20 protein-coding genes and 2 pseudogenes are annotated in these 20294 nt (G+C 36.4%); 5 read left to right on the top strand and 17 right to left on the bottom strand.

Translation table 11 applies throughout. The features are described from left to right. Positions 1 to 162: 162 nt before the first annotated feature. The 6 genes from ACFCYJ_RS00600 to ACFCYJ_RS00575 form a co-directional block, all read right to left on the bottom strand. Complete coding sequence (locus ACFCYJ_RS00600) at positions 163 to 1830, bottom strand: ribonuclease J (RefSeq protein ID WP_376069280.1); 1668 nt, start codon at positions 1828 to 1830, stop codon at positions 163 to 165. Between the two features lie 440 nt (positions 1831 to 2270). Beyond that, a complete protein-coding gene (gene dapA / locus ACFCYJ_RS00595) occupies positions 2271 to 3188 on the bottom strand; it encodes a 4-hydroxy-tetrahydrodipicolinate synthase (RefSeq protein ID WP_376069277.1) in 918 nt (305 codons plus the stop codon). A 13-nt stretch (positions 3189 to 3201) separates the two neighbouring features. Then, positions 3202 to 4239, bottom strand: coding sequence for an aspartate-semialdehyde dehydrogenase (locus tag ACFCYJ_RS00590; protein ID WP_376069274.1), 1038 nt, complete (start codon positions 4237 to 4239; stop codon positions 3202 to 3204). Between the two features lie 82 nt (positions 4240 to 4321). Then, entirely contained in the window at positions 4322 to 4912 is a 591-nt protein-coding gene (locus ACFCYJ_RS00585; RefSeq protein WP_376069271.1) for a dipicolinate synthase subunit B, read from the bottom strand. Further along, positions 4906 to 5685: a dipicolinate synthase gene (locus tag ACFCYJ_RS00580; RefSeq protein ID WP_376069269.1), complete on the bottom strand. Its 780-nt coding sequence runs from the start codon at positions 5683 to 5685 to the stop codon at positions 4906 to 4908. The genes ACFCYJ_RS00585 and ACFCYJ_RS00580 overlap by 7 nt, the downstream gene beginning before the upstream one ends. A 9-nt stretch (positions 5686 to 5694) precedes the next feature. Continuing rightward, positions 5695 to 5958 (bottom strand): YlmC/YmxH family sporulation protein, encoded by a 264-nt coding sequence (locus ACFCYJ_RS00575; RefSeq protein ID WP_376069266.1) that lies wholly within the window; start codon positions 5956 to 5958, stop codon positions 5695 to 5697. A gap of 141 nt (positions 5959 to 6099) precedes the next feature. Here ACFCYJ_RS00575 and ACFCYJ_RS00570 point away from each other — a divergent pair. Beyond that, positions 6100 to 6461: pseudogene (locus ACFCYJ_RS00570) on the top strand (GntR family transcriptional regulator). Next, a pseudogene (locus tag ACFCYJ_RS00565) lies at positions 6462 to 7007 on the top strand (ATP-binding cassette domain-containing protein). Here the strand turns inward: ACFCYJ_RS00565 and ACFCYJ_RS00560 are convergent. Further along, positions 7001 to 7192: an ATP-binding protein gene (locus ACFCYJ_RS00560; protein WP_376069263.1), complete on the bottom strand. Its 192-nt coding sequence runs from the start codon at positions 7190 to 7192 to the stop codon at positions 7001 to 7003. The pseudogene ACFCYJ_RS00565 and the gene ACFCYJ_RS00560 overlap by 7 nt on opposite strands. 323 nt (positions 7193 to 7515) lie before the next feature. Between ACFCYJ_RS00560 and ACFCYJ_RS00555 the strand changes: the two genes are divergently transcribed. Together ACFCYJ_RS00555 and ACFCYJ_RS00550 are read left to right on the top strand one after the other, a co-directional pair. Beyond that, positions 7516 to 8202, top strand: coding sequence for a response regulator transcription factor (locus tag ACFCYJ_RS00555; RefSeq protein WP_376069260.1), 687 nt, complete (start codon positions 7516 to 7518; stop codon positions 8200 to 8202). Continuing rightward, the gene (locus ACFCYJ_RS00550; RefSeq protein WP_376069257.1) at positions 8190 to 9656 is read left to right on the top strand and encodes a HAMP domain-containing sensor histidine kinase; all 1467 of its coding nucleotides are present in this window, start codon (positions 8190 to 8192) and stop codon (positions 9654 to 9656) included. The genes ACFCYJ_RS00555 and ACFCYJ_RS00550 overlap by 13 nt, the downstream gene beginning before the upstream one ends. 607 nt (positions 9657 to 10263) lie before the next feature. Here ACFCYJ_RS00550 and ACFCYJ_RS00545 read toward each other — a convergent pair. The 4 genes from ACFCYJ_RS00545 to ACFCYJ_RS00530 all read right to left on the bottom strand — a co-directional run bounded on the left by ACFCYJ_RS00545 (position 10264) and on the right by ACFCYJ_RS00530 (position 14326). Further along, on the bottom strand, positions 10264 to 11046 hold the full coding sequence (locus ACFCYJ_RS00545) for an ABC transporter permease (RefSeq protein ID WP_376069255.1): 783 nt from the start codon (positions 11044 to 11046) through the stop codon (positions 10264 to 10266). 14 nt (positions 11047 to 11060) lie between these two features. Further along, positions 11061 to 11888, bottom strand: coding sequence for an ABC transporter permease (locus ACFCYJ_RS00540; protein WP_376069253.1), 828 nt, complete (start codon positions 11886 to 11888; stop codon positions 11061 to 11063). 72 nt (positions 11889 to 11960) lie between these two features. Then, positions 11961 to 12686 carry an ABC transporter ATP-binding protein gene (locus ACFCYJ_RS00535; RefSeq protein WP_376069250.1) on the bottom strand — a complete coding sequence of 242 codons (726 nt, stop codon included), beginning with the start codon at positions 12684 to 12686 and terminating at the stop codon, positions 11961 to 11963. 416 nt (positions 12687 to 13102) lie between these two features. Continuing rightward, positions 13103 to 14326: a M16 family metallopeptidase gene (locus tag ACFCYJ_RS00530; protein ID WP_376069248.1), complete on the bottom strand. Its 1224-nt coding sequence runs from the start codon at positions 14324 to 14326 to the stop codon at positions 13103 to 13105. Between the two features lie 111 nt (positions 14327 to 14437). Between ACFCYJ_RS00530 and ACFCYJ_RS00525 the strand changes: the two genes are divergently transcribed. Next, positions 14438 to 14635 (top strand): hypothetical protein, encoded by a 198-nt coding sequence (locus tag ACFCYJ_RS00525; RefSeq protein ID WP_376069246.1) that lies wholly within the window; start codon positions 14438 to 14440, stop codon positions 14633 to 14635. A 106-nt stretch (positions 14636 to 14741) separates the two neighbouring features. Here the strand turns inward: ACFCYJ_RS00525 and pnp are convergent, their stop codons facing one another. From pnp to rbfA, 6 genes are all read right to left on the bottom strand, one after another. Further along, positions 14742 to 16856: a polyribonucleotide nucleotidyltransferase gene (gene pnp / locus ACFCYJ_RS00520; protein WP_376069244.1), complete on the bottom strand. Its 2115-nt coding sequence runs from the start codon at positions 16854 to 16856 to the stop codon at positions 14742 to 14744. A 278-nt stretch (positions 16857 to 17134) separates the two neighbouring features. Beyond that, positions 17135 to 17404: a 30S ribosomal protein S15 gene (rpsO, locus tag ACFCYJ_RS00515; RefSeq protein ID WP_376069241.1), complete on the bottom strand. Its 270-nt coding sequence runs from the start codon at positions 17402 to 17404 to the stop codon at positions 17135 to 17137. 145 nt (positions 17405 to 17549) lie between these two features. After that, positions 17550 to 17684 carry a hypothetical protein gene (locus ACFCYJ_RS00510; RefSeq protein WP_376069238.1) on the bottom strand — a complete coding sequence of 45 codons (135 nt, stop codon included), beginning with the start codon at positions 17682 to 17684 and terminating at the stop codon, positions 17550 to 17552. Between the two features lie 207 nt (positions 17685 to 17891). Then, positions 17892 to 18848, bottom strand: a complete 957-nt coding sequence (gene ribF / locus ACFCYJ_RS00505) for a riboflavin biosynthesis protein RibF (RefSeq protein ID WP_376069236.1) — start codon at positions 18846 to 18848, stop codon at positions 17892 to 17894. A 13-nt stretch (positions 18849 to 18861) separates the two neighbouring features. After that, entirely contained in the window at positions 18862 to 19773 is a 912-nt protein-coding gene (truB, locus tag ACFCYJ_RS00500) for a tRNA pseudouridine(55) synthase TruB (RefSeq protein ID WP_376069233.1), read from the bottom strand. Between the two features lie 137 nt (positions 19774 to 19910). Then, entirely contained in the window at positions 19911 to 20252 is a 342-nt protein-coding gene (gene rbfA / locus ACFCYJ_RS00495) for a 30S ribosome-binding factor RbfA (protein WP_376069230.1), read from the bottom strand. Positions 20253 to 20294 lie beyond the last annotated feature (42 nt).

Genomic DNA, 20294 nt, shown 5'->3' with positions numbered 1-20294 from the left:
TGTTTTAACAAATGACATCCACAACTTTTGGTGATGAGCCTACACATGGAATATATTACAACAAATGTCATCTCTACCTTTCTGGATTGAGTCAAAAAAGGATTTTCCACCGTTTACATTCGGTTAGAAAATCCTTTTTCATTCAACGATGATCGTTCATTTTTAGTATTCCATAATGATTGGGATAATCATTGGGCGGCGCTTCGTTTTTTGGAATAAATACGTATTCAGTGTATCTCGAATTTCTTGTTTAATATTTGTCCATTCAAATGTATCTTTACCAACGTATTTTTCAATAACATTTTTAGCAATATCAGAAGCTTCCATCATTAATTCTTCTGATTCGCGTACATATACGAAACCACGCGATAAAATTTCTGGACCAGATGCAATTTTCTTTTGAGCACGGTTTAATGTTACAACAACAATGAAAATACCATCCTGCGATAATAACTTACGATCGCGAAGTACTATGTTCCCTACATCACCAACACCGATACCGTCTATTAATACATTACCAGCTTGTACACGGCCACTCATTCGCATTTTACCATTTTTATATTCTACAATATCCCCTTTATCGGCGATAAAAATTTGTGATTTTTGCATACCTAGCTGTTGTGCAAGCTTAGAGTGAGCAATAAGCATGCGGTACTCACCTTGCACAGGGATAAAGTACTTTGGTTGCATTAAGTTTAGCATTAATTTTAAATCTTCTTGGCTACCGTGACCCGATACATGTACATTTTTGCTAGATGTGAGAATTTCAGCACCTGCTTTTGCGATAGAGTTCATCGTATTAGCCATCTGTACTTCCATACCAGGAGACGGTGTAAACGTAATTAATACGGTATCGTCTTTTTTAATTTTAATGTCTCGGTGATGTTTGCGGACGATTTTTTCTAATGCATCAAGTGGCTCTCCTTTATTACCTGTAGCAATAATAATAATCTCATCATCTTGATACTTTTGCATTTCTGAGATAGGGATAATTGTATCTTCTTCTACCGTTAAGTAACCTAGCTGTGCACCTAAATCCACAGCTTTTTCTAAAGGTTTTCCTACAATGACTACTTTACGGAACGACTTTTGAGCTTGTGTCAATACTTGCTGTAGACGAATAAAATTCGATGCATAAACAGCAACTAAAATACGACCTGGTGCTGAATGGAATGTTTTTGATAATTGCTCTTCAATCACAATCTCAGATGTCGTATAACCTGGTCGCTCAGCTTCACTCGACTCAGATAGCAGCATAAATACGCCTTCTTCTCCTAACTGAGCCATTTTTGCTAAATCAGGCTTAAATTTACCTGTCGCTGATTGATCAAATTTAAACTCACCTGTATGAACAATTGCTCCTTCAGATGTATGGAACACTACCCCTAACGAATCGGGAATACTATGTGTTGTATGGAAGAATGTCACATACGTTGAGTTAAAATTCATACGACTACGGTTCGTAACCTCAAAGAATTTCACCTGATGTGGTGCAGGCAATTCTTTTAAATGTTCCTTTGCTAGTGCAATTGTTAATTTTGATCCGTACACTGGCGCTTTCACTTTTTGTAATACATAAGCAATTGAGCCAATTGCATCTTCATGACCATGTGTTAAGAAAATTCCTTTCACACGCTCTTTATTTTCTTCTAAATACGTAATATCTGGAATTACGATATCAATGCCCAGCATTTCGTCTTCAGGGAACATCAACCCGCTATCAACTACAAATAGCTCTTCGTCAATTTCTACTACGTACATTGCTTTCCCAATTTCGCCCACGCCACCAAGTGGGATGATACGAATTAATTCATTTTTCTTTTTTGTCAATTTATTTCCTCCTAAAAAATATCCCGAACAGCAACCACTTAAGATTTATTATACGGTTTGCAAAGCTTTTGCACAAATCAAAAATACATCTTTCATGATAGAAACAGAAATTTATTGCTAATTTTATTACTAATAGATGGAAAGTAGGATGAGGATGTAGCATCGTGAAAGGTTTAATTTTTGTCTTTTAGGAAGCGACGTAGCTTTTGGGGATGGGATATAAAGCCGTTTGTAAGCCATTCTATGTAAGGTTGTTAAAGCGCTTGAGAGGATTTCAATCTTACCTGAGCGGATACTATCTTCCATGAGGGGCCTCCCTCCGGAGTAACAGTCTTATTCCTCTATATTTCTTACAAAAGAAAAAAGACCATAAACAAACTAAAAAATCTCAAGTTTGTCTACGGTCTGAGGTTTTACTATTAGTTAGCTTCAATTACAAATTAACTAAAGGTACTTACTTTTCTAAAGCTTCTCGCTTTTTCTTGATACGTATCCCAAATCCGATCAAAGTTTGCTTTTTCTTCATCTGTCATTTCCATCATTGGCAGACGAACATTAAGTGTATCAAAGCCCAATTTGGTCATCGCGTATTTTACAGGCGATGGGTTTGGCTGTGCGAACAGCGCACGTACAAGTGGTAGTAATGCTCGGTGAATTTTGGCTGCTAGCTCGTGATTTCCTTCTTCAAACGCTTTAATCATTAATTGCATATCATTTCCAACAACATGAGCAGCTACTGAAATAATTCCTGCTCCGCCGATTGTTAGTAGCGGAAGTGTTAAACCATCATCCCCACTATACACTAAGAAATGATCATCTGAATCAACATTCTCAATAATATCGCCCATTTGATCTAAATTGCCACTCGCTTCTTTAATCCAAGCAATATTAGAAATTTTACTTAAAGCTACGGAAGTTTCATAGGCAACATTGACACCTGTACGTCCTGGCACGTTATAAAGCATGACAGGTAAACTTGTTTCTTTTGCAATCGTTTCAAAGTGCGCAAAAATACCGCGTTGATTTGGCTTATTATAATATGGTGCTACAAGCATGATACCATCTGCACCATTTTCTTCAGCCTTGTGCGTCATTGCTATAGAGTAAGCAGTTTCGTTATCACCTGTACCTGCAATAACCGGTACACGACCTGCTACTTTTTCTACTGTAAAGCGTACAACTTCAATTTTTTCTTCTGTGGACATTGTTGGGTTTTCAGAGGTTGTGCCGCATGCGACAATACAATCTGTACCATTATCAATCAAGTGATTAATAATACGTTCTAGTTCTGGATAATTAATCGTGCCATCTTCTTTAAACGGCGTAATCATCGCCGTTCCAATTCGACCTAAATTCATCCTTACACCCCTCTTATAGTAAGTTATCCTCTAGCATTGCTTCAGCAATTTGAATAGAGTTTAATGCAGCGCCTTTCAAAAGATTGTCAGAAACGATCCATAAGTGGAATCCTTTTTTATTGTCTAAATCTTGACGAATACGACCTACAAAAGTAGCATCTTCCCCTACTGCATAGATAGGCATTGGGTAAGTTTGTGTTGCGATATCATCTTGTAATACTACACCAGGCGCATTGCGTAATACTTCAAAAATCTCCTGTACCGTTGCTTCTTTTTCTACTTCAAGATAAACCGATTCGGAGTGTCCTGAAACGACTGGCACGCGAACACAAGTTGCAGCTACTTTTAGCTCTGGTGCATGCATAATTTTCTTCGTTTCATTAATCATTTTCATTTCTTCGTATGTAAAGCCATTGTCTGTAAATTTATCGATTTGTGGAATGACATTACGAGCGATTGGATAATGACGTTTGTCGCTACCAGAAGGTAAAATATTTGCTTCTACATCCTTACCTGCATCCCAATTTTCACTTTGTGCCTTTAATTCCTGAATAGCAGAAATACCTGCACCTGAAACAGCTTGATATGTTGATACAATAATTTTTGTTAAGCCAAATGCATGACGAATAGGTTCAAGTGCAGCCATCATTTGAATCGTAGAGCAGTTTGGATTCGCAATAATCCCTTTATGCTTAGCAAGGTCACCACGATTTACTTCAGGAACAACTAGTGGTACCTCTGGATCCATGCGGAAATGGCTCGTGTTATCGATAACTACTGCACCGCGTTTTGCCGCTTCTGGCGCCAGCACCGCTGATACCGAACCACCAGCTGAGAATAAAGCGACATTGACGCCTTCAAAAGCTTCAGGTGTCGCTTCTTCAATTGTATATGTCTTACCATTAAATTCGATTGGTTTCCCTGCTGAACGTGCCGAAGCTAAAAACTTAATATCCCCGATTGGAAAATTTCGTTTAATTAGTTGTTCCATCATTTTTGTGCCTACTGCCCCTGTTGCTCCAACTACCGCAACTGTTAACTGCTTTGTCATCTGTCATCTCTCCTTGAATGCAAGTTACATAATGTGTGCTATTGTATCACAAAAATACTGAAAATTGTGTGTAATCCATGAATTATTTAAAATATTGTACCAACAGTGGCTGTAATTGCTTTCTCTCCGTAATCGCTTCATGAACAGTCGCGACCATTTGATCAAAATCAGCAATCAAAGAATTGGGTTTTGAATGTGGTGAGTCCTGCCCGAATGGAATAAAATAAATGTCTTTAGCATTTAGCAGCCTCATTATATTCATACCATTTAAGCCGAGAGCATCATTTGTTGATATGCCTAGAACAACAGGCGAACCGTTACGCAATGTTGCCTTCGCAGCCATCAATACCGGACTATCCGTTGCTGCATTTGCAAATTTACTAATACTATTCCCTGTCATCGGCGCTATAACCATCGCATCCAATGGATTGGATGGTCCAAATGGTTCTGCCTCTTTAATAGAAGAAACAACCTTTTCTCCAGTTAATTCCTCTATTTTTGCAATCCACTCCTCCCCAGTACCAAAACGCGTAGCCGCATGTAAAACGGAGTGTGTAATTATTGGAATAACTGTTGCTCCTACATCTATAAAGTTTTGGATTTTAGGTACTACTTCCTCATACGTACAGTGAGAGGCTGTAATACCTAAACCAATTCGTTTCCCCGTTAGCAATTTTCTTCCTCCTCTATTGCCTTGCACAATATTGTCGCTGCATCATGTGCAAAGTATTTCCCAGGTAATGATGGCAATAGCACGTACGTTTGTAATTGTTCAGCGTCTATATCTAAACAGCCAGGCTCTGAAGCCAGATCATATAGTACAGCTGGGACATGTTCTTGGAAGGATTCAGTAATCCACTTAGCTGGAATCGTATTGATAAAAATTCCATCATTAATTGTCCATTTGCGGTCATCTAAATCCGTAGCTTTATAACCATATGCTTTTGCTTCACTCACTTGTACAACTGAACGCGCTACTATATGGACATTAGCGCCCATCTTGACGAGTAAAGAAGCGAGCATTTTGGCTGTGCGCCCAAATCCTGCGATCGTAAAGTTTTGTCCGTAAATACATTTTTGCTCGAGTCCGTAAAACGTGGCGATAAATCCCTCAGCTGTTAATCTTGCATTTTGCCATATAAATGATTCTTGTTGTAAATAGCAATTTGTTTCATTTTTCTCAAGCAATTGCTTCCAATGCATAGTTAAACGCCCTGTATAAAACTTAACTTGAGATATCCCATAAAGCTGTTCCACTTCAATTTTTAGTGGAAGAATAGGAAGAATAATTCTATTTGGTTGGAATTCTAATACAAGCTTATTTAACTCTTCATTCCAAACTGATGTTCTTTTATAAAATACCGTTCTCGATGGGCTTCTTAGCATGGTAGCTAATTCCTTTAACCTTAGATCCTCACCGATAACAAGCCATTTTTCATTTTCCAAAAGCTCACCTCACTGTAAAAAGTCTGACTGCACTGTCGTTGTTTTGTTAAATAAAATCCGATCTTCACCAATTAGTATAATTTCATGCCAAGGTATCATTTCACTAATTTTCACTTTCTTTTTTTGGAATGGCAATTTATCTTTAACAATCTCAAAACCATGAATCTTTCCTGTTTGCACATCTAATAGACATTCCGTATGTGCCAATATGCCAAAGTGTACGCCACCCTCAACTTGAATTAACTCTTTATCCACCATCTCTGATAATAGCATCCCTCATCTCCCTCCTTGAACCGTTACCCCAATATATGCTGAGTTTTCGCAATTCGTGACCCTTACCCAAAGTAGGAAATGTGCATTTACCCGCATATCTGTAAATAATGTATATATACGGATGTGTGAGGTGCGGAATTTGTGCATATCCATGTAAGCAACGCCAGTGATAAACCCATTTATGCAGCTTAAGGAAGCGATACTAGCCAATAAATTACAGGCAGGAGACGCACTACCATCTATTCGTGCACTTGCAAAGGATTTAAAAATTAGCGTTATGACACCGAAGCGTGCTTATGCTGATTTAGAGCGAGATGGATTTATCGAAACAATAGCTGGGAAAGGAAGCTTTGTTACAGAACGAAATCAAAATTTTCTACGCGAGGAATTAGCGCCAAGTTGAAGAGCATATGCAAAGAGCAGTAAAAACGGCCAAAACTGCAGGCATGACAAAAGATGAGTTACAGGAGTTACTTTCATTAATTTTGGAGGGGGACCACTAAATGAATGCTATTGAAGTTCGTGATTTAAATAAAAGCTTTGAAGGATTTTCTCTTGATGATGTAAGTTTTTCTGTACCTCAAGGCACTGTCATGGGTTTTGTCGGAGAAAATGGCGCTGGTAATTCTACTACAATTAAATGCATACTTAACTTACTAAAAAAAGAATATGGCGAAACTTTACTATTCGGTAAGGATATTGTCGAACATGAATTATCGATAAAAAACGACATCGGTGTGGTTTTTGACGATTTACATGTACCCGAAACGCTCCATGCGACGCAACTCGACATAATTATGAAAAAAGTGTTTAAAACGTGGGATTCCGGCTATTATTTGGAGCGATTAGCACAATTTAAAATTCCGGAGAGGAAGAAGATATAAGAATTTTCTCGCGGAATGAGGATGAAGCTGTCCATTGCATTAGCCATGTCGCATCATCCAAAGCTGTTAATTTTAGACGAACCAACGAGTGGGCTAGACCCGTGTAACCGTCAACCCAAAATGAACATTTTTTGCTCATTAGCGATGAACACTTTTTATCATTGAAAAATCTTTTTCTGGTGTTTCAAACAATGACTTTCATTGTTCATATGAATAACCTCTACTCGATGTAACAGACGATCTAAAATCGCTGTCATCATCCCTTGATTTCCTACAAGTTCTGTCCATTCTTCTGGACTCCGATTCGAAGTTAAAATTAACGAACTCTGCTCATATAATTGGTGAATCAACTGAAATGCCGTATTTAGTCAGCTCTTCGCTGCACTCATTGCGTACGTACTTCTGAAATTTTTGCATGGTCGAATTAATCAGAAAAAAACATGTAAAATCTTATCTTTCGCAGGTTTTACACGCCTGTTTCTTTGTGCTGCTCTACCACGAGAATGGCGAAAGCACATAAACGAAATTTTGACGTCTGCACAGCTGATTTATCAGAAATCTACCATATAATTTTCCCTAATCAACACGTGTGGTATAATATGAAAATATTGTAAAAAATTTTTTGAACCCACCAACGGGTCAAAGTGTTGAATAGAGGGAGGAAATATTTAAATTGGGGGAACAAATACTTATCGTAGATGATAATGAAGACATTATTTCGTTTTTAAAACCTGCACTAGAAATAGAAGGCTATATTGTAGACTATGCTTTAAACGGAAAAGAAGCTTTGAGTAAAATGAAGGAAAAATTTGATGTCGTATTATTAGATGTTGGACTTCCTGATATAGATGGTTTTACTGTTTGCGAAAAAATAAAACAAATTAACTCCTGTCCCATTATATTTTTAACAGCAAAGGGTCTTGAGCAAGAAAGAGTTAAAGGTTTCTTAGTAGGGGGAGTTGATTATATTGTCAAACCTTTTTCTTTAAAAGAACTACTACTCAGATTAAAGGTACATATAAAAAAACAAGTTCAATCAGATCAAAAACATGTAAGAAAATTCATTAAATTAGGGGAAGTCGAAATCGATATTTTGGCGAAAAGTATTAAAATAAATGACCAACTAATTGACTTTACTAAAAAAGAATATGAAATTATAGAGCTTCTATCTATTCATCCGGGGCAAGTGTTTTCTAAGGAACAAATCTTCGAATTAATATGGGAAGATACTAGCGATAGTGATATTAACACTATCACTGAGCATATCAGAAGAATTCGTTCTAAAATTTCCGCGAATACATCCTTTGATAACTGTTATATAAAAACAGTATGGGGGGTCGGATATAAATGGGGAGATTGAAGTATCTGAATAGAAAGTTAAAATTAAGAACGCAGTTTCTTCTATTTTTCATATTAAGTGCTTTCTTAGCTGCTTTCCTTAGTATCATACTTCTCTTAATTTTTATTTTCTTATTTCATGATCTCAAACAAGTCAACGAAATAAAGGATTATGTTAAATTTAATGCTGAGAATGCTTTGGATCAGAATTATGAAAAAAATCTAAAAAGTATAGTACCAGATGATTTTGATTATTGGCTTTTTACAACTGATGATAATATACCTTACGGTTCCACGCCAAAAACTATGCCTAGTGAAGTATCTCATATTATACAAAATCGCCCTACAAAGGAAGTTAATATAGTAACTGATGAAAATTACATAATTTCTTATATACCATTACACAATAAAAATATAGATGGTGGCTTTATACTAAAATATAAAAACACTTTGTTTCTAAATTCTAATTTTATTAATTCGGTAATTAATAAAACAAGTTATAGAGCCTTTTTTAATCTGTTTATATTTTTTCCCATATTGATACTCTGCCCTTTTATCATAGTATTTATCTTTTCTTTATTATTTGCTAAAGGAATTAATAAGCCTCTAAAAGAATTAATTAGTGCCAGTGAAAAAATTAAACAAGGTCGATTAGATTTTTCAATCAATGTCTCTTACAACAATGAAATAGGACAAGTACTAAGCTCATTTGAAAATATGAGGAAAACTCTCCAAGATTCATTAAAAAAACAATGGACAATGGAGGAACAACGTAAAGACATGATTCATTCTTTAACACATAATATTAAAACACCGATAACTATTATTAATGGTCACTTAGAATTAATTAACGGTTATGAGCAAAACTTAACAAATAAACAAAAAAAAGAGTCTATGGATACTATCGTTCATAATGCTGATAGGATACGAATAATGATTAATCAGTTAAACGAGATCTGGGATTTAGAAAGAAGTAATTTTTCCTTGTATACCCAAGATATGTCTTTGGATAAATTCACCAGAAAAATAAATGATAATTTCCTGCAAATTTGTTCAAGGAAAAATATTACGTTTAAAATCATAGCATCTTTTCAAAAAGAAGATACATTCTGCTTTGATCCCATAAGAATGAATGAAGTACTTGAAAATATAATATCAAATTCAATAAAATTTACTAAGAGTGGTGAAATAAAATTTGAAATAAAGAAAGAAGAGGCTGGCCTATTTTTAAAAGTTTCCGACACTGGAAACGGGTTTAATGAGAAGGAGCTTGAGTACATTTTCAATAAAAATTATAAAGGTGATAAAGGAGTTAAATCTACCAATAGTTCAGGGCTTGGTCTCTATATTTGTGATCTTATTGTAGGAAAACACAATGGAACAATTAAAGCCTTTAATAATAATACAGGTGGCGCGAGTATCGAAATTTTTTTGCCACCATCATTACAAAATAAAACTAAAATACAGTCTAATTAATTTGGGGTATTTGGCACTTTATCAAAAGGCGTCACGTGTTTGTATGTAAGCGCCAAATACTACACACCTTCTAATGAATTAATAATCGTGGGACAATCTCGATAATCATTCATTAGGAGGTTTTTTCATGCCCCGTTCAGAAAGTCAACTCTTATGGTACTCACGTATTCAAGCCTTTCAAGACAGCGTTTCTCGGCTTGGTGTGCCAAACAGGAAATACCTGTTCAAAGTATGTATCTCTTTGGTTAAAAGAACGCGCTCACAAACACCACCGCATCCAGCACAGTGACTTCCGGTAGCGATTCAAGAATCCGTACTTCAGACACTGTTCCGATTGTCATAAACATAAAGGGATTTTCCATCGAATTGCCTCCAGATTTCGAGGAAGCCAAAAACGACCTGAGCCCCTTAAAATTCAGGGCTCAAGCCGCTTGAGCATTTTTATTATTTCTACTGTCTACTTGACAGCTAGTAGTTCAAACAATCGAGGTGCAGTTCATATTAATTTTTTGGTGCTTTAAGCTAATATCCTCAAGTAGAACTATTAAGGATATTGGAAGTGTTTTGGCATAGCTTCGAATATTAAGGGAAGCAATAGTAAGCTCCTTTATACAATACTGCCAATTCTTTTATTCCAAATCCATATAGATACACTAAATAGCAAACAGGTTACGAGTATAAATACCAACATATTTATAAACTCGTATGTTCCTCCTAAAATAGAGTAAGCGACATTGGGCGTATTAAAAAGAATATTTTGTAAAGGTACGGATATATAAATACCTCCAACCAGTAGTGCTATGCTTCCAAAAAAGGACAGAAATGTTTTTTTAAACAAAATGCTTAATAATGCAATTATAGGGAGAATAGATAGATGTACTATGAATATAATTGAATAGAACTTTAGATTATAAAAGATCGAGTCAAAAAGATATAAATTTTCATTGATATTATAATAACTTGTGTATTCTACATTAGGCATAAATAAGTATCCTATCAGGGAATTAATAAGAAATACAAACAAAAGCATACTCATATATGTTAGCATTAACGCAATCCATTTTCCAATTAATAGCTTCCATTTTTTGAAAGGTCTGAGTAGGATCATTTTGTACCCGCCAGAGTCAATTTCGGAACTTAAAGATTCGCTAAAAAATAGTGGTAAAATAATGAAAATAAATAACGCATTAAATTCGAGCATTTGTGTTACTGGGTAATTAAGATTATTTAATGAATACTGTACGCCATCAACTGTATAATAGTCGTTACCCCATCGCTGTTGAAAAAAGTAGAAGATTAAAATGGGAAATAAAATAGTTATTGCGTATATAATCTTTGTGCTTTTTTTATAAAACATTCTCCCGAATTCTGATTTAATAATTCTTAGCATAAAACTGTCCTCCATTACTCTAAATAATGTTTATTCGTAAAAGCTAAATATGATAAAGATTTGAAAATTAGAAAAATGATAATCATACTATATAAAAAAACATCTGTAATTCCAGCAGCAAAATATGCTGCTCCTTTTGCTTGGATAAATATAGTGGATATTGAACTATAATTCAGTACTATAGGATCACTATCCGCATAGTTTTTAAATACGATAGGTACGTAAGCAATATAAACAATATTAAGAAATACAAAGCCTAGACTTAGGCCCAAAACACCGGCTATTGATTTACATTTAATTGATAAAAACTCGATAATACTTCCAAAAGTCAAAAGGCTCAAATATGCCAAAATATAGTATTTTATAGAAAACAAAATGACATCTATTACGCTGTATAGCCCTTCTTTAAAAAATAATGGTGAAACATTCGCTTTAGGAAGAAATATTAAAGCAAAAAGTAAAGAGACTATACAATGGATTAAAATTATTAAAAATATATTTAGACACATTACTAATGACTTTGCTATATATAACTTGCTTATTGAAATTCCTCTGGTAAATGTCATTCTTAGATAACCTTTTCTATATTCCTCATGAAAACTCAAAATACAAAAAGTTATGACAATTGCGTTAAAAGCAGTTATAAGCATTTCTTGTAAACTAGTTATATGAAAGTTAAGACTTGAACTAAATACTATATCTGTCATTTCTGCTGTTTTGTTAGATTGTAAAGCGAATTTCAGTGCTAAAAAATTCACTATAAGTATCGCTATAAAACAGACCACATTTATCTTTTTAAACCAAAACTTTTCAAACTCATATATAAACAATGATTTAAACATTAAAACCATCCTTTGTTTCAGATCTATTAAATTTTTCAGGATTTTTCAACTTTTCTTCGATGAAAACGGGAATTATGCCATGAGATCTAAAAAAATCTCTTCTAAATCTTTTTCTTTATCCATTAATAGGCTGTCAGCATCCCCAACCCATTTAATACATCCTTCTTTAATAAATATATATTTATTACAAATCTTTTGAAGCTCATCGAGAAGATGACTAGAGATAAAAAAAGTAATTTCGAATTTTTTTGCAAGACTGAGTATTAATTCACGCAAATCTTTCATACCAACGGGGTCTAGCCCATTAGAAGGTTCGTCTAAAATAACAATGGATGGATTATTAAGTAATGACTGTGCAATACCTAACCTTTGTTTCATTCCTAAAGAATAGTTTTTTACTAAATCATTGCCCCTATCTTTTAGTCCAACAAGTTCTAATACTTCTTCAACTTTATTTAACTGTTCTTTACGATTCATTCCACTATTTAATCTAGCAAGATTTCTGAGATTCTTTCTTCCTGATATATATTCAAAAAACACTGGAACTTCTATTATTGCTCCAACCCCAGACAGTGCCTTTTCTCTATCCTTTTGAACATCAATCCCATTTATTAAAATTTCCCCATCGTTAGGTTTTATTAGTCCGGTAGCCATTTTCATAAGTGTAGTTTTACCAGCCCCATTTGGACCAATAAAGCCGCATATATCTCCTTTCATAATATTAAACGTCATATTTTGAATAACCTTTCGTTTATTTAAAGTCTTACTTACATTTTGAACTTCGATCATGCTTTTCATTTTAATCCCTCTCCTTCAAAAGTTTTTTAGTTTAACTAAGAATGAACATCTCCTTATAACTATAAAAACATACAGATATCAACTTTTTAACAACTTTTTAAAATTTATTATAGTTATTGACTAATTATTGTGAACCCATAGTAAAATCTATCTCATTAAGGCTTTTTTGCTGCCTTCAATCAATTCATATATCTGATCCAATTGCGCTTTCTCCCCTAGCAGCAACGACGAATGTTTTTTTGCAAAAGTGAAGCAACATTTTAACGGAGGAAGCGGCTCGACGCTCGTCCATAGAAAACGAAAAGCCCGGAACGGAAATCCCCTCATCTAAACGTCACAACATTCACAAAGATTTCCTTGTCCATTTTGTTTTTCAACACTATAAAAAAAGGTTGCCCATTTAGGGCAACCTTTTTTTAAGCTTCTGGGCCAATAATTGAAATGGCTGGCTCAGCTTTCAAGATTTTTGCTATTAAGCGATCAATCGAGTCTATTGATACGGCATCGATGGACGCTAATACTTCGTCTACAGAACGATGTCTGCGATGCACTAACTCACTTGTACCGTTGCGATTCATACGAGCGCCTGTCCCCTCTAGACCGAGTACAAAACTACCCTTCAGCTGCTCCTTCGCATTCATAAGTTCTTCCTCAGTCACGCCACCTGCTACGACATCAAGTAATGTCGCATCAATTGTATGTTGAAGCTGTGATAATTGCTGACGACTTGTACTACCATAAATCGTAAATGCGCCAACATCTGCATAACAGGATTGGTAAGAAAATATTGAATAGGCTAAACCACGTTCTTCGCGTACTTCTTGGAACAGACGAGAACTCATATTACCACCAATAATATTATTAAGTGCAATAAAGCTATACATATCTGGATCTTTTACACCAATTGCTGGATAAGAAATGGCTAAATGCGCTTGCTCCGTATCGCGAGTTTTTGAAATCTCTCCTGGATAAAAATGAGGATTCATTAGCACAGGCTCAACCACAAGTGGAGATGGCTGATATTGGCCAAATAAGTCTTCAATTGTTTGTATAAGCTTTGTAGAGATATTTCCCGCTATTGAAATAACAACTGATTCTGGACCATAATGTTTAGCCATATAGTTACGTATCATATCTGCTGTAAATGTTTTTAAAGTAGTCGCAGTTCCTAGTATTGGACGACCCAGTGCATCGTTTGGATACATGACTTCCCATAGCTTTTCATGAACATCGTCATCAGGCGCGTCTTCACTCATTAGTATTTCCTCTAGTACAACTTGTCTTTCCTTCTCTAACTCTTCCTCTGCAAACGTAGAATTAAAGAACATATCTGCTAATATTGTAACGGCAAGCTCAGCATGATGGTCTAAAACCTTTGCATAATAACAAGTGTTTTCCTTGGATGTAAAAGCATTTAACTCTCCACCAATACGGTCAAATTCTTCTGCAATTTGGCGAGCTGTTCGAGTTTTTGTCCCTTTAAAAAGCATATGTTCGATAAAATGCGTAATCCCATTTTCCTCAGATAGCTCATAACGAGATCCTGCATTAACAAAAATGCCTAGCGCAACGGATCTTACATGATCGATTTGCTCAGACACAATACGCACACCATTCTGACATGTATGTACTTGTACCAAAAAATCTCCCCCAATTTATCTCTGGTTCTATATCAAAGGCATAATGTGGGATCATCACCAAAACGTGTGGTTGATTTCCGTTCCGACTGGACGCTTTCCTGGGGGCGTCCGATGAGCCGCTTCACTCGCGATGCTCGCTCCAGGGTCTCGGGCCAACACGATGTTGGTCACGAAGGCGTTATCACAGGATGTGATGGTTTTAGCCTTCGTTCCTCTATCGCTAATCCCCAAGGAGTCGCCCATTCTCCACTCCAATCAACTTATTTACATAGTATACGTTTTACTAAAAGTCATCCACGACTTTTATGATGAACCATAATGTGAAGCTTCCCCCAAAATATCCCTTATTGAACCAAATTCCTTATACTTGATTTAAAAAAGGCTGCGCATTATACGCAGCCTTTTCTACAATTTATTATTTATCTTGCTCAGCGCGTTCTTTTTCCTCTTGGATCACTACTTTACGAGATAAATTCACACGACCTTGCTTGTCAATTTCAATAACTTTTACAAGTAATTGATCGCCAAGTTTTAAGACATCTTCAACTTGTTTTGTACGTTCCTCTTGAATTTCAGAGATGTGAAGTAAACCATCTTTACCTGGGAATATTTCACAGAACGCACCGAATTTTTCAATACGTTTAACTGTTGATAAGTAATACTCGCCAACTTTTGCTTCACGTACGATGTCTTCGATAATTTGTTTTGCACGAGCGTTCATTTCTTCATCTGCAGAAGAGATGTAAATTGTACCATCTTGCTCCGTATCAATTTTTACGCCAGTTTCTTCAATAATTTTGTTAATTTGTTTACCACCAGGTCCGATGACATCGCGAATTTTATCAGGATTAATCTTCACGATCACAATTTTCGGTGCAAATTTAGATAATTTTTCACGTGGGTCTGCAAGAGTAGCAAGCATTGATTCTAAAATGTGCATACGGCCAATTTTAGCTTGTGTTAATGCTTCTTCTAAAATATTGCGTGATAAACCATCAATTTTAATGTCCATTTGAAGTGCTGTTACACCTTTAGCTGTACCTGCAACTTTAAAGTCCATATCTCCAAGGTGGTCTTCCATACCTTGAATATCAGTTAAAATAGAGTAGTGTTCTCCTTTTTTAATAAGACCCATTGCAATACCTGCTACAGGAGCCTTTAATGGAACACCAGCATCCATCATCGCTAACGTTGAAGCACAGATAGAAGCTTGAGATGTAGAACCGTTTGATTCAAGTACTTCCGATACACAACGGATTGTATATGGGAATACAGATTCATCTGGAATAACCGCATCAAGAGCACGTTCTCCTAATGCACCATGACCGATTTCACGACGACCTGGTCCACGAATTGGGCCAGTTTCCCCTACAGAGAATTGTGGGAAGTTATAGTGATGCATAAAGCGTTTTGATTCTTCTACACCTAAACCGTCGATAATTTGTACATCCCCAAGTGCACCTAATGTACAAATAGAAAGGGCCTGTGTTTGTCCACGCGTAAATAATGCTGAACCATGAGTACGTTGCAATAAGCCTGTTTCAGAAGAAAGTGGACGGATTTCGTCTAACTTACGACCATCTGGACGAACTTTATCTTCTGTGATCTGACGACGTACTTCGTCTTTAACCATTTTATCTAGAATTGTATGAACTTGCTTCATTGTTACTTCATCAGCTTCTTGCTCTTCATAAGAAGCAATAACACGATCTTTTACTGCTTTAATAGCCTCATCACGTGCATGTTTTTCAGCTGTTTGAATAGCATCATGCATGTCAGTCTCACAAGTTGCTTTTATATCTGCTTGAATCGCTTCATCAATTTCAAATAATGTTACAGGTAATTTTTCTTTTCCTACTTCTGCAACGATTTGCTCTTGGAGAGCAATAATTTTTTTGATTTCTTCATGACCGAACATAATAGCTTCTAGCATTACTTCTTCCGGTACTTCTAGTGCACCTGCTTCAACCATGTTGATAGCATCCTTGTTACCTGCTACAGATAAATGGATTGTTGATTGATTAGATTGTTCCACTGTTGGGTTCACGATAAATTTACCGTCGATATATCCAACTTGTACACCTGCAATCGGTCCGCCGAATGGAATATCTGAAATAGCTAACGCTAATGATGAACCAACCATTGCAGCCATTTCAGACGTGCAATCCGGATCGTTAGACATGACCATCGAAATCGCTTGTACTTCATTACGGAAACCGTCTGGGAACATCGGACGAATCGGACGGTCGATTAAACGGCTTGCTAGTATTGCTTTTTCAGACGGACGGCCTTCACGTTTAATAAAGCCACCAGGAATTTTACCTGCTGCGTATAAACGTTCTTCATAGTTTACTGTTAATGGGAAGAAATCAAGTGGTTTCGGTGATTTTGACATTGTTGCTGTTGAAAGTACTGATGTATCACCATAGCGTACTAATACGGCCCCATTTGCTTGTTTTGCTAACTGTCCAACTTCGATTACTAGTGGACGGCCAGCCCATTCATAGGAATAGACTTTCTTTTCGTTCATTCAATGAACCCCTCTCTATTATAAAAACACTTACTTCGTCTGTATGTACTAATAGTAAGTGTACCAAAAATGCTTGTTCTATGCTAAATATTTCATTAAATAATCATACATTTAAATTCAGTTATTGCCAATTTATTTAGGATTTATTTCTATACTTGATTGAAACGATGTTTTTTTGCTTGAAATTCATGTCATATATGCTTTTTTTCTCAATCCGTCTTCTTAATGTTTATAAACATAAAGAAAAAGCGGGATTAATCCCGCTTTTCGATCGACAATTAGCGACGTAAGCCTAAACGAGTGATTAGTTCACGGTAACGTTGTACGTCAGTTTCACGAAGATATTTTAATAGGTGACGACGACGACCTACCATTTTAAGAAGACCACGCTCAGAGTGGAAATCTTTTTTGTGTGTACGTAAGTGAGCATTTAGAGCGTTAATTTCCTCTGTTAATACTGCAACTTGTACTTCTGGAGAACCAGTGTCACTTTCGTGAGTACGGTACTCAGCAATTAGTTCGTTTTTACGTTCTTTTGAAATAGCCATTTGTATGGACCTCCTAAATAATTGTTAATCCCCATTAGCACAGTAAACGTTGGAGTCATCGATATACCGAGCTAAGGTTAAGCATATTATGCACTTATGAATGTTACCATAAATCAAAAGGTCTAGCAAGTGTTAACGTAAGCGCCTATTTATAGGCTAAAGCAGATTTAAGCTCATCTCCATAACGTGGGGTTGATTTCCGTTCCGACTGAGCGCTTTGTCGCTGACGCTTCGCTTTCGCGCAGATAAAACATTTGTCGCTGACGCTTCCCTTTCGCACAGAGCAAAGCTTCCTGGGGGCGTCCGATGAGCCGTTTGGGCCAACAGATGTTTTTTGTGCGAAAGCGTAGTGTAACGTAGCGGCAGCGACAGGATGTTGGTCACGAAGGCGTTATCACAGGACGTGATGCTCTTAGCCTTCGTTCCTCTATCGCTGATCCCCAAGGAGTCGCCCAGTCTCCACTCCAATCAACTCATGGTGTACGCTTTAACCTTTGGTAATAGTTGCAAAATATTTAATTGCTTCCTGTTTATCATTTTGGATTTGTGCTTTCAAAGCTTCGATCCCATCGAATTTTCGTTCACTTCTTATACGTTTATACCAAGCGACATGCACTTCTTCACCGTAGATATTTTTTTCGAAGTTTAATATATGGACTTCGATGGATAATTGCTTGTCATTTGGATCTTTAAATGTTGGTTTATAGCCTACATTACATACACCATCATACCAGTTATTTTGTACAAGTAATCGAACCGCATACACACCGCTTGCTGGAATATAAGTCCCCTCTAACGCTTGGACATTAGCAGTTGGGAAACCTATTGTGCGTCCTCTTTTATCACCATGTACAACGATACCCGTAATTTCAAATGGTCGTCCTAGGAGCAATCTTGCTGCTTCCATATCTCCCTCTTGCAATAGCTTTCGGATACGTGTAGAGCTAATTTTTTCGATATCGTCAGTTTTCTTTTCAACAACCGTTACGCCGTAATCTCCATTACTCAATGCACGCATATCTTCCATTTTACCTTTACCGAATGCACCAAAAGAATAGTCAAAGCCAGCTGTAACATGTTGAATATTCAACCCACGAATAAATGTATCAATAAATGCATCAGGTGAAAGCTTTGCAAAATCAGATGTGAAATGGACAACAAATGCTGTATCAACACCTTGTTCTTCAAAAAGTTGCAATTTTTGCTGTAATAACGTTATATAAAATACTTTTTCGTTACGTCCGCCAAGCACTAAAGAAGGATGTGGATCGAATGTCATAACAGCCGTTGGAATTTGACGTTTGTCTCCTTCTTCCTTCGCTGCCTTAATTACTTCCTGATGCCCTCTATGTACACCATCAAAAAAACCAAGTGCCAATGAATATGCTTGCATGCTTTCTCGTTGCTGTAGCTGGTGTGGGTATTTTAAATGAATGACCTCCATACAAAAAATCCTCCTACTCTATCGTCGGAAACATCTTATGTGGCTTCATAAACCCTTCCTTTGTAGGATGGGCTTGATAGACCGCAATTGCTTTCCCGTTGATTCCAAAAACAATTTTATCATGTATCTTTAATAATGCATCTGCGGGAAGCACTTGTCCATTGAAAATTTCTTTTTCATTAGCAGAAGTTATTTCAATAAATGGATAATCTGTTAATGCATACTCAACTGGTAAAATGCATGTATCAATTTGTTCAGCTTCCATCAGTTCAGCAACTTGTGCCAACGTAAAGCAATTCTCTTGCGTAAATGTACCTGAGGCTGTACGTACGAGCTCTTTCATATGTGCTGGATAGCCAAGTGCCACTCCGATTTGCACAGCTAGTGTTCGAATATACGTCCCTTTACTACACTCTATACGTACTGGGAATGTAATTTCTTCCCCTTCATATATTTCTACATCATCTAGTAGTTCTAATGCATAAATAGTAACTTGTCGTGTAGGTCTTTCGACAATTTCGCCTTTTCGGGCATATTCATAGAGACGTTTACCATTTACTTTGACAGCTGAAAACATCGGTGGCGTTTGTTGAATCACACCTGTTAGCGAAGCTAAAACTTCTTGTAATTGAGTACGTGTGAACTTTTTATTCATACTATTTTGCTCAACCGTCTCTCCTTCTGCATCTTCAGTTGTCGTTGTACGACCAATTGAAATAACGGCTTCATAGGTTTTTCCTGCATCCGTTAAATATTCTGCGATGCGTGTTGCTTGACCGATACAAATCGGGAGAACTCCCTCAACGCCTGGATCAAGTGTGCCTGTATGTCCAACTTTTTTGGTGCGTAAAATTTTTCGTAATTTAAAGACGCAATCATGACTTGTCATGCCGCGTTCCTTCCAAAGCGGTAAAATACCGTTCATACATTTCCTCCTAAAATCAATTCATTTTTAGCCTATTTTAATTGTCCGTTACTTTTTAAATGCCTTGTTATTTTTCAAATCAATATAAAAAGCCTGCCTGCATGAACATGCATATGGCAGACTTTTTTAAGTTAAGCTTATTCTTCGTGTAAACCACGTAGCAATGTATCAATACGGTTCCCATATTCAATAGATGAATCGAATTCAAAAATTAGTTCTGGTGTACGACGTAAACGGATTCGTGAACCGATTTCTGAGCGAATGAAACCAGCAGCCTTTAATAAAGCTTTTAGTGTTTCCTCTTTTTCACGTTCATTGCCTAGAGTTGTAATATAAATTGTCGCTTGCTGTAAATCACCTGTCACCTCAACACCAGTAACAGTAACGAAACCAACACGCGGATCTTTTATTTTACGTCCAATAATATCACCAAGCTCTTTTTTCATTTGCTCAGCGACACGGTTTGAGCGTAGAGACATAGTTTGTCACCTCAATTTCGATGTACAGAAAGTTGTGTCCTC

This window comes from Lysinibacillus sp. NPDC056232, assembly GCF_042267565.1.
In the GTDB taxonomy this organism is placed as follows: domain Bacteria; phylum Bacillota; class Bacilli; order Bacillales_A; family Planococcaceae; genus Lysinibacillus.
Note: the sequence above shows the minus strand (reverse complement) of the source record. Positions and strands in the feature narration are given on the sequence as shown.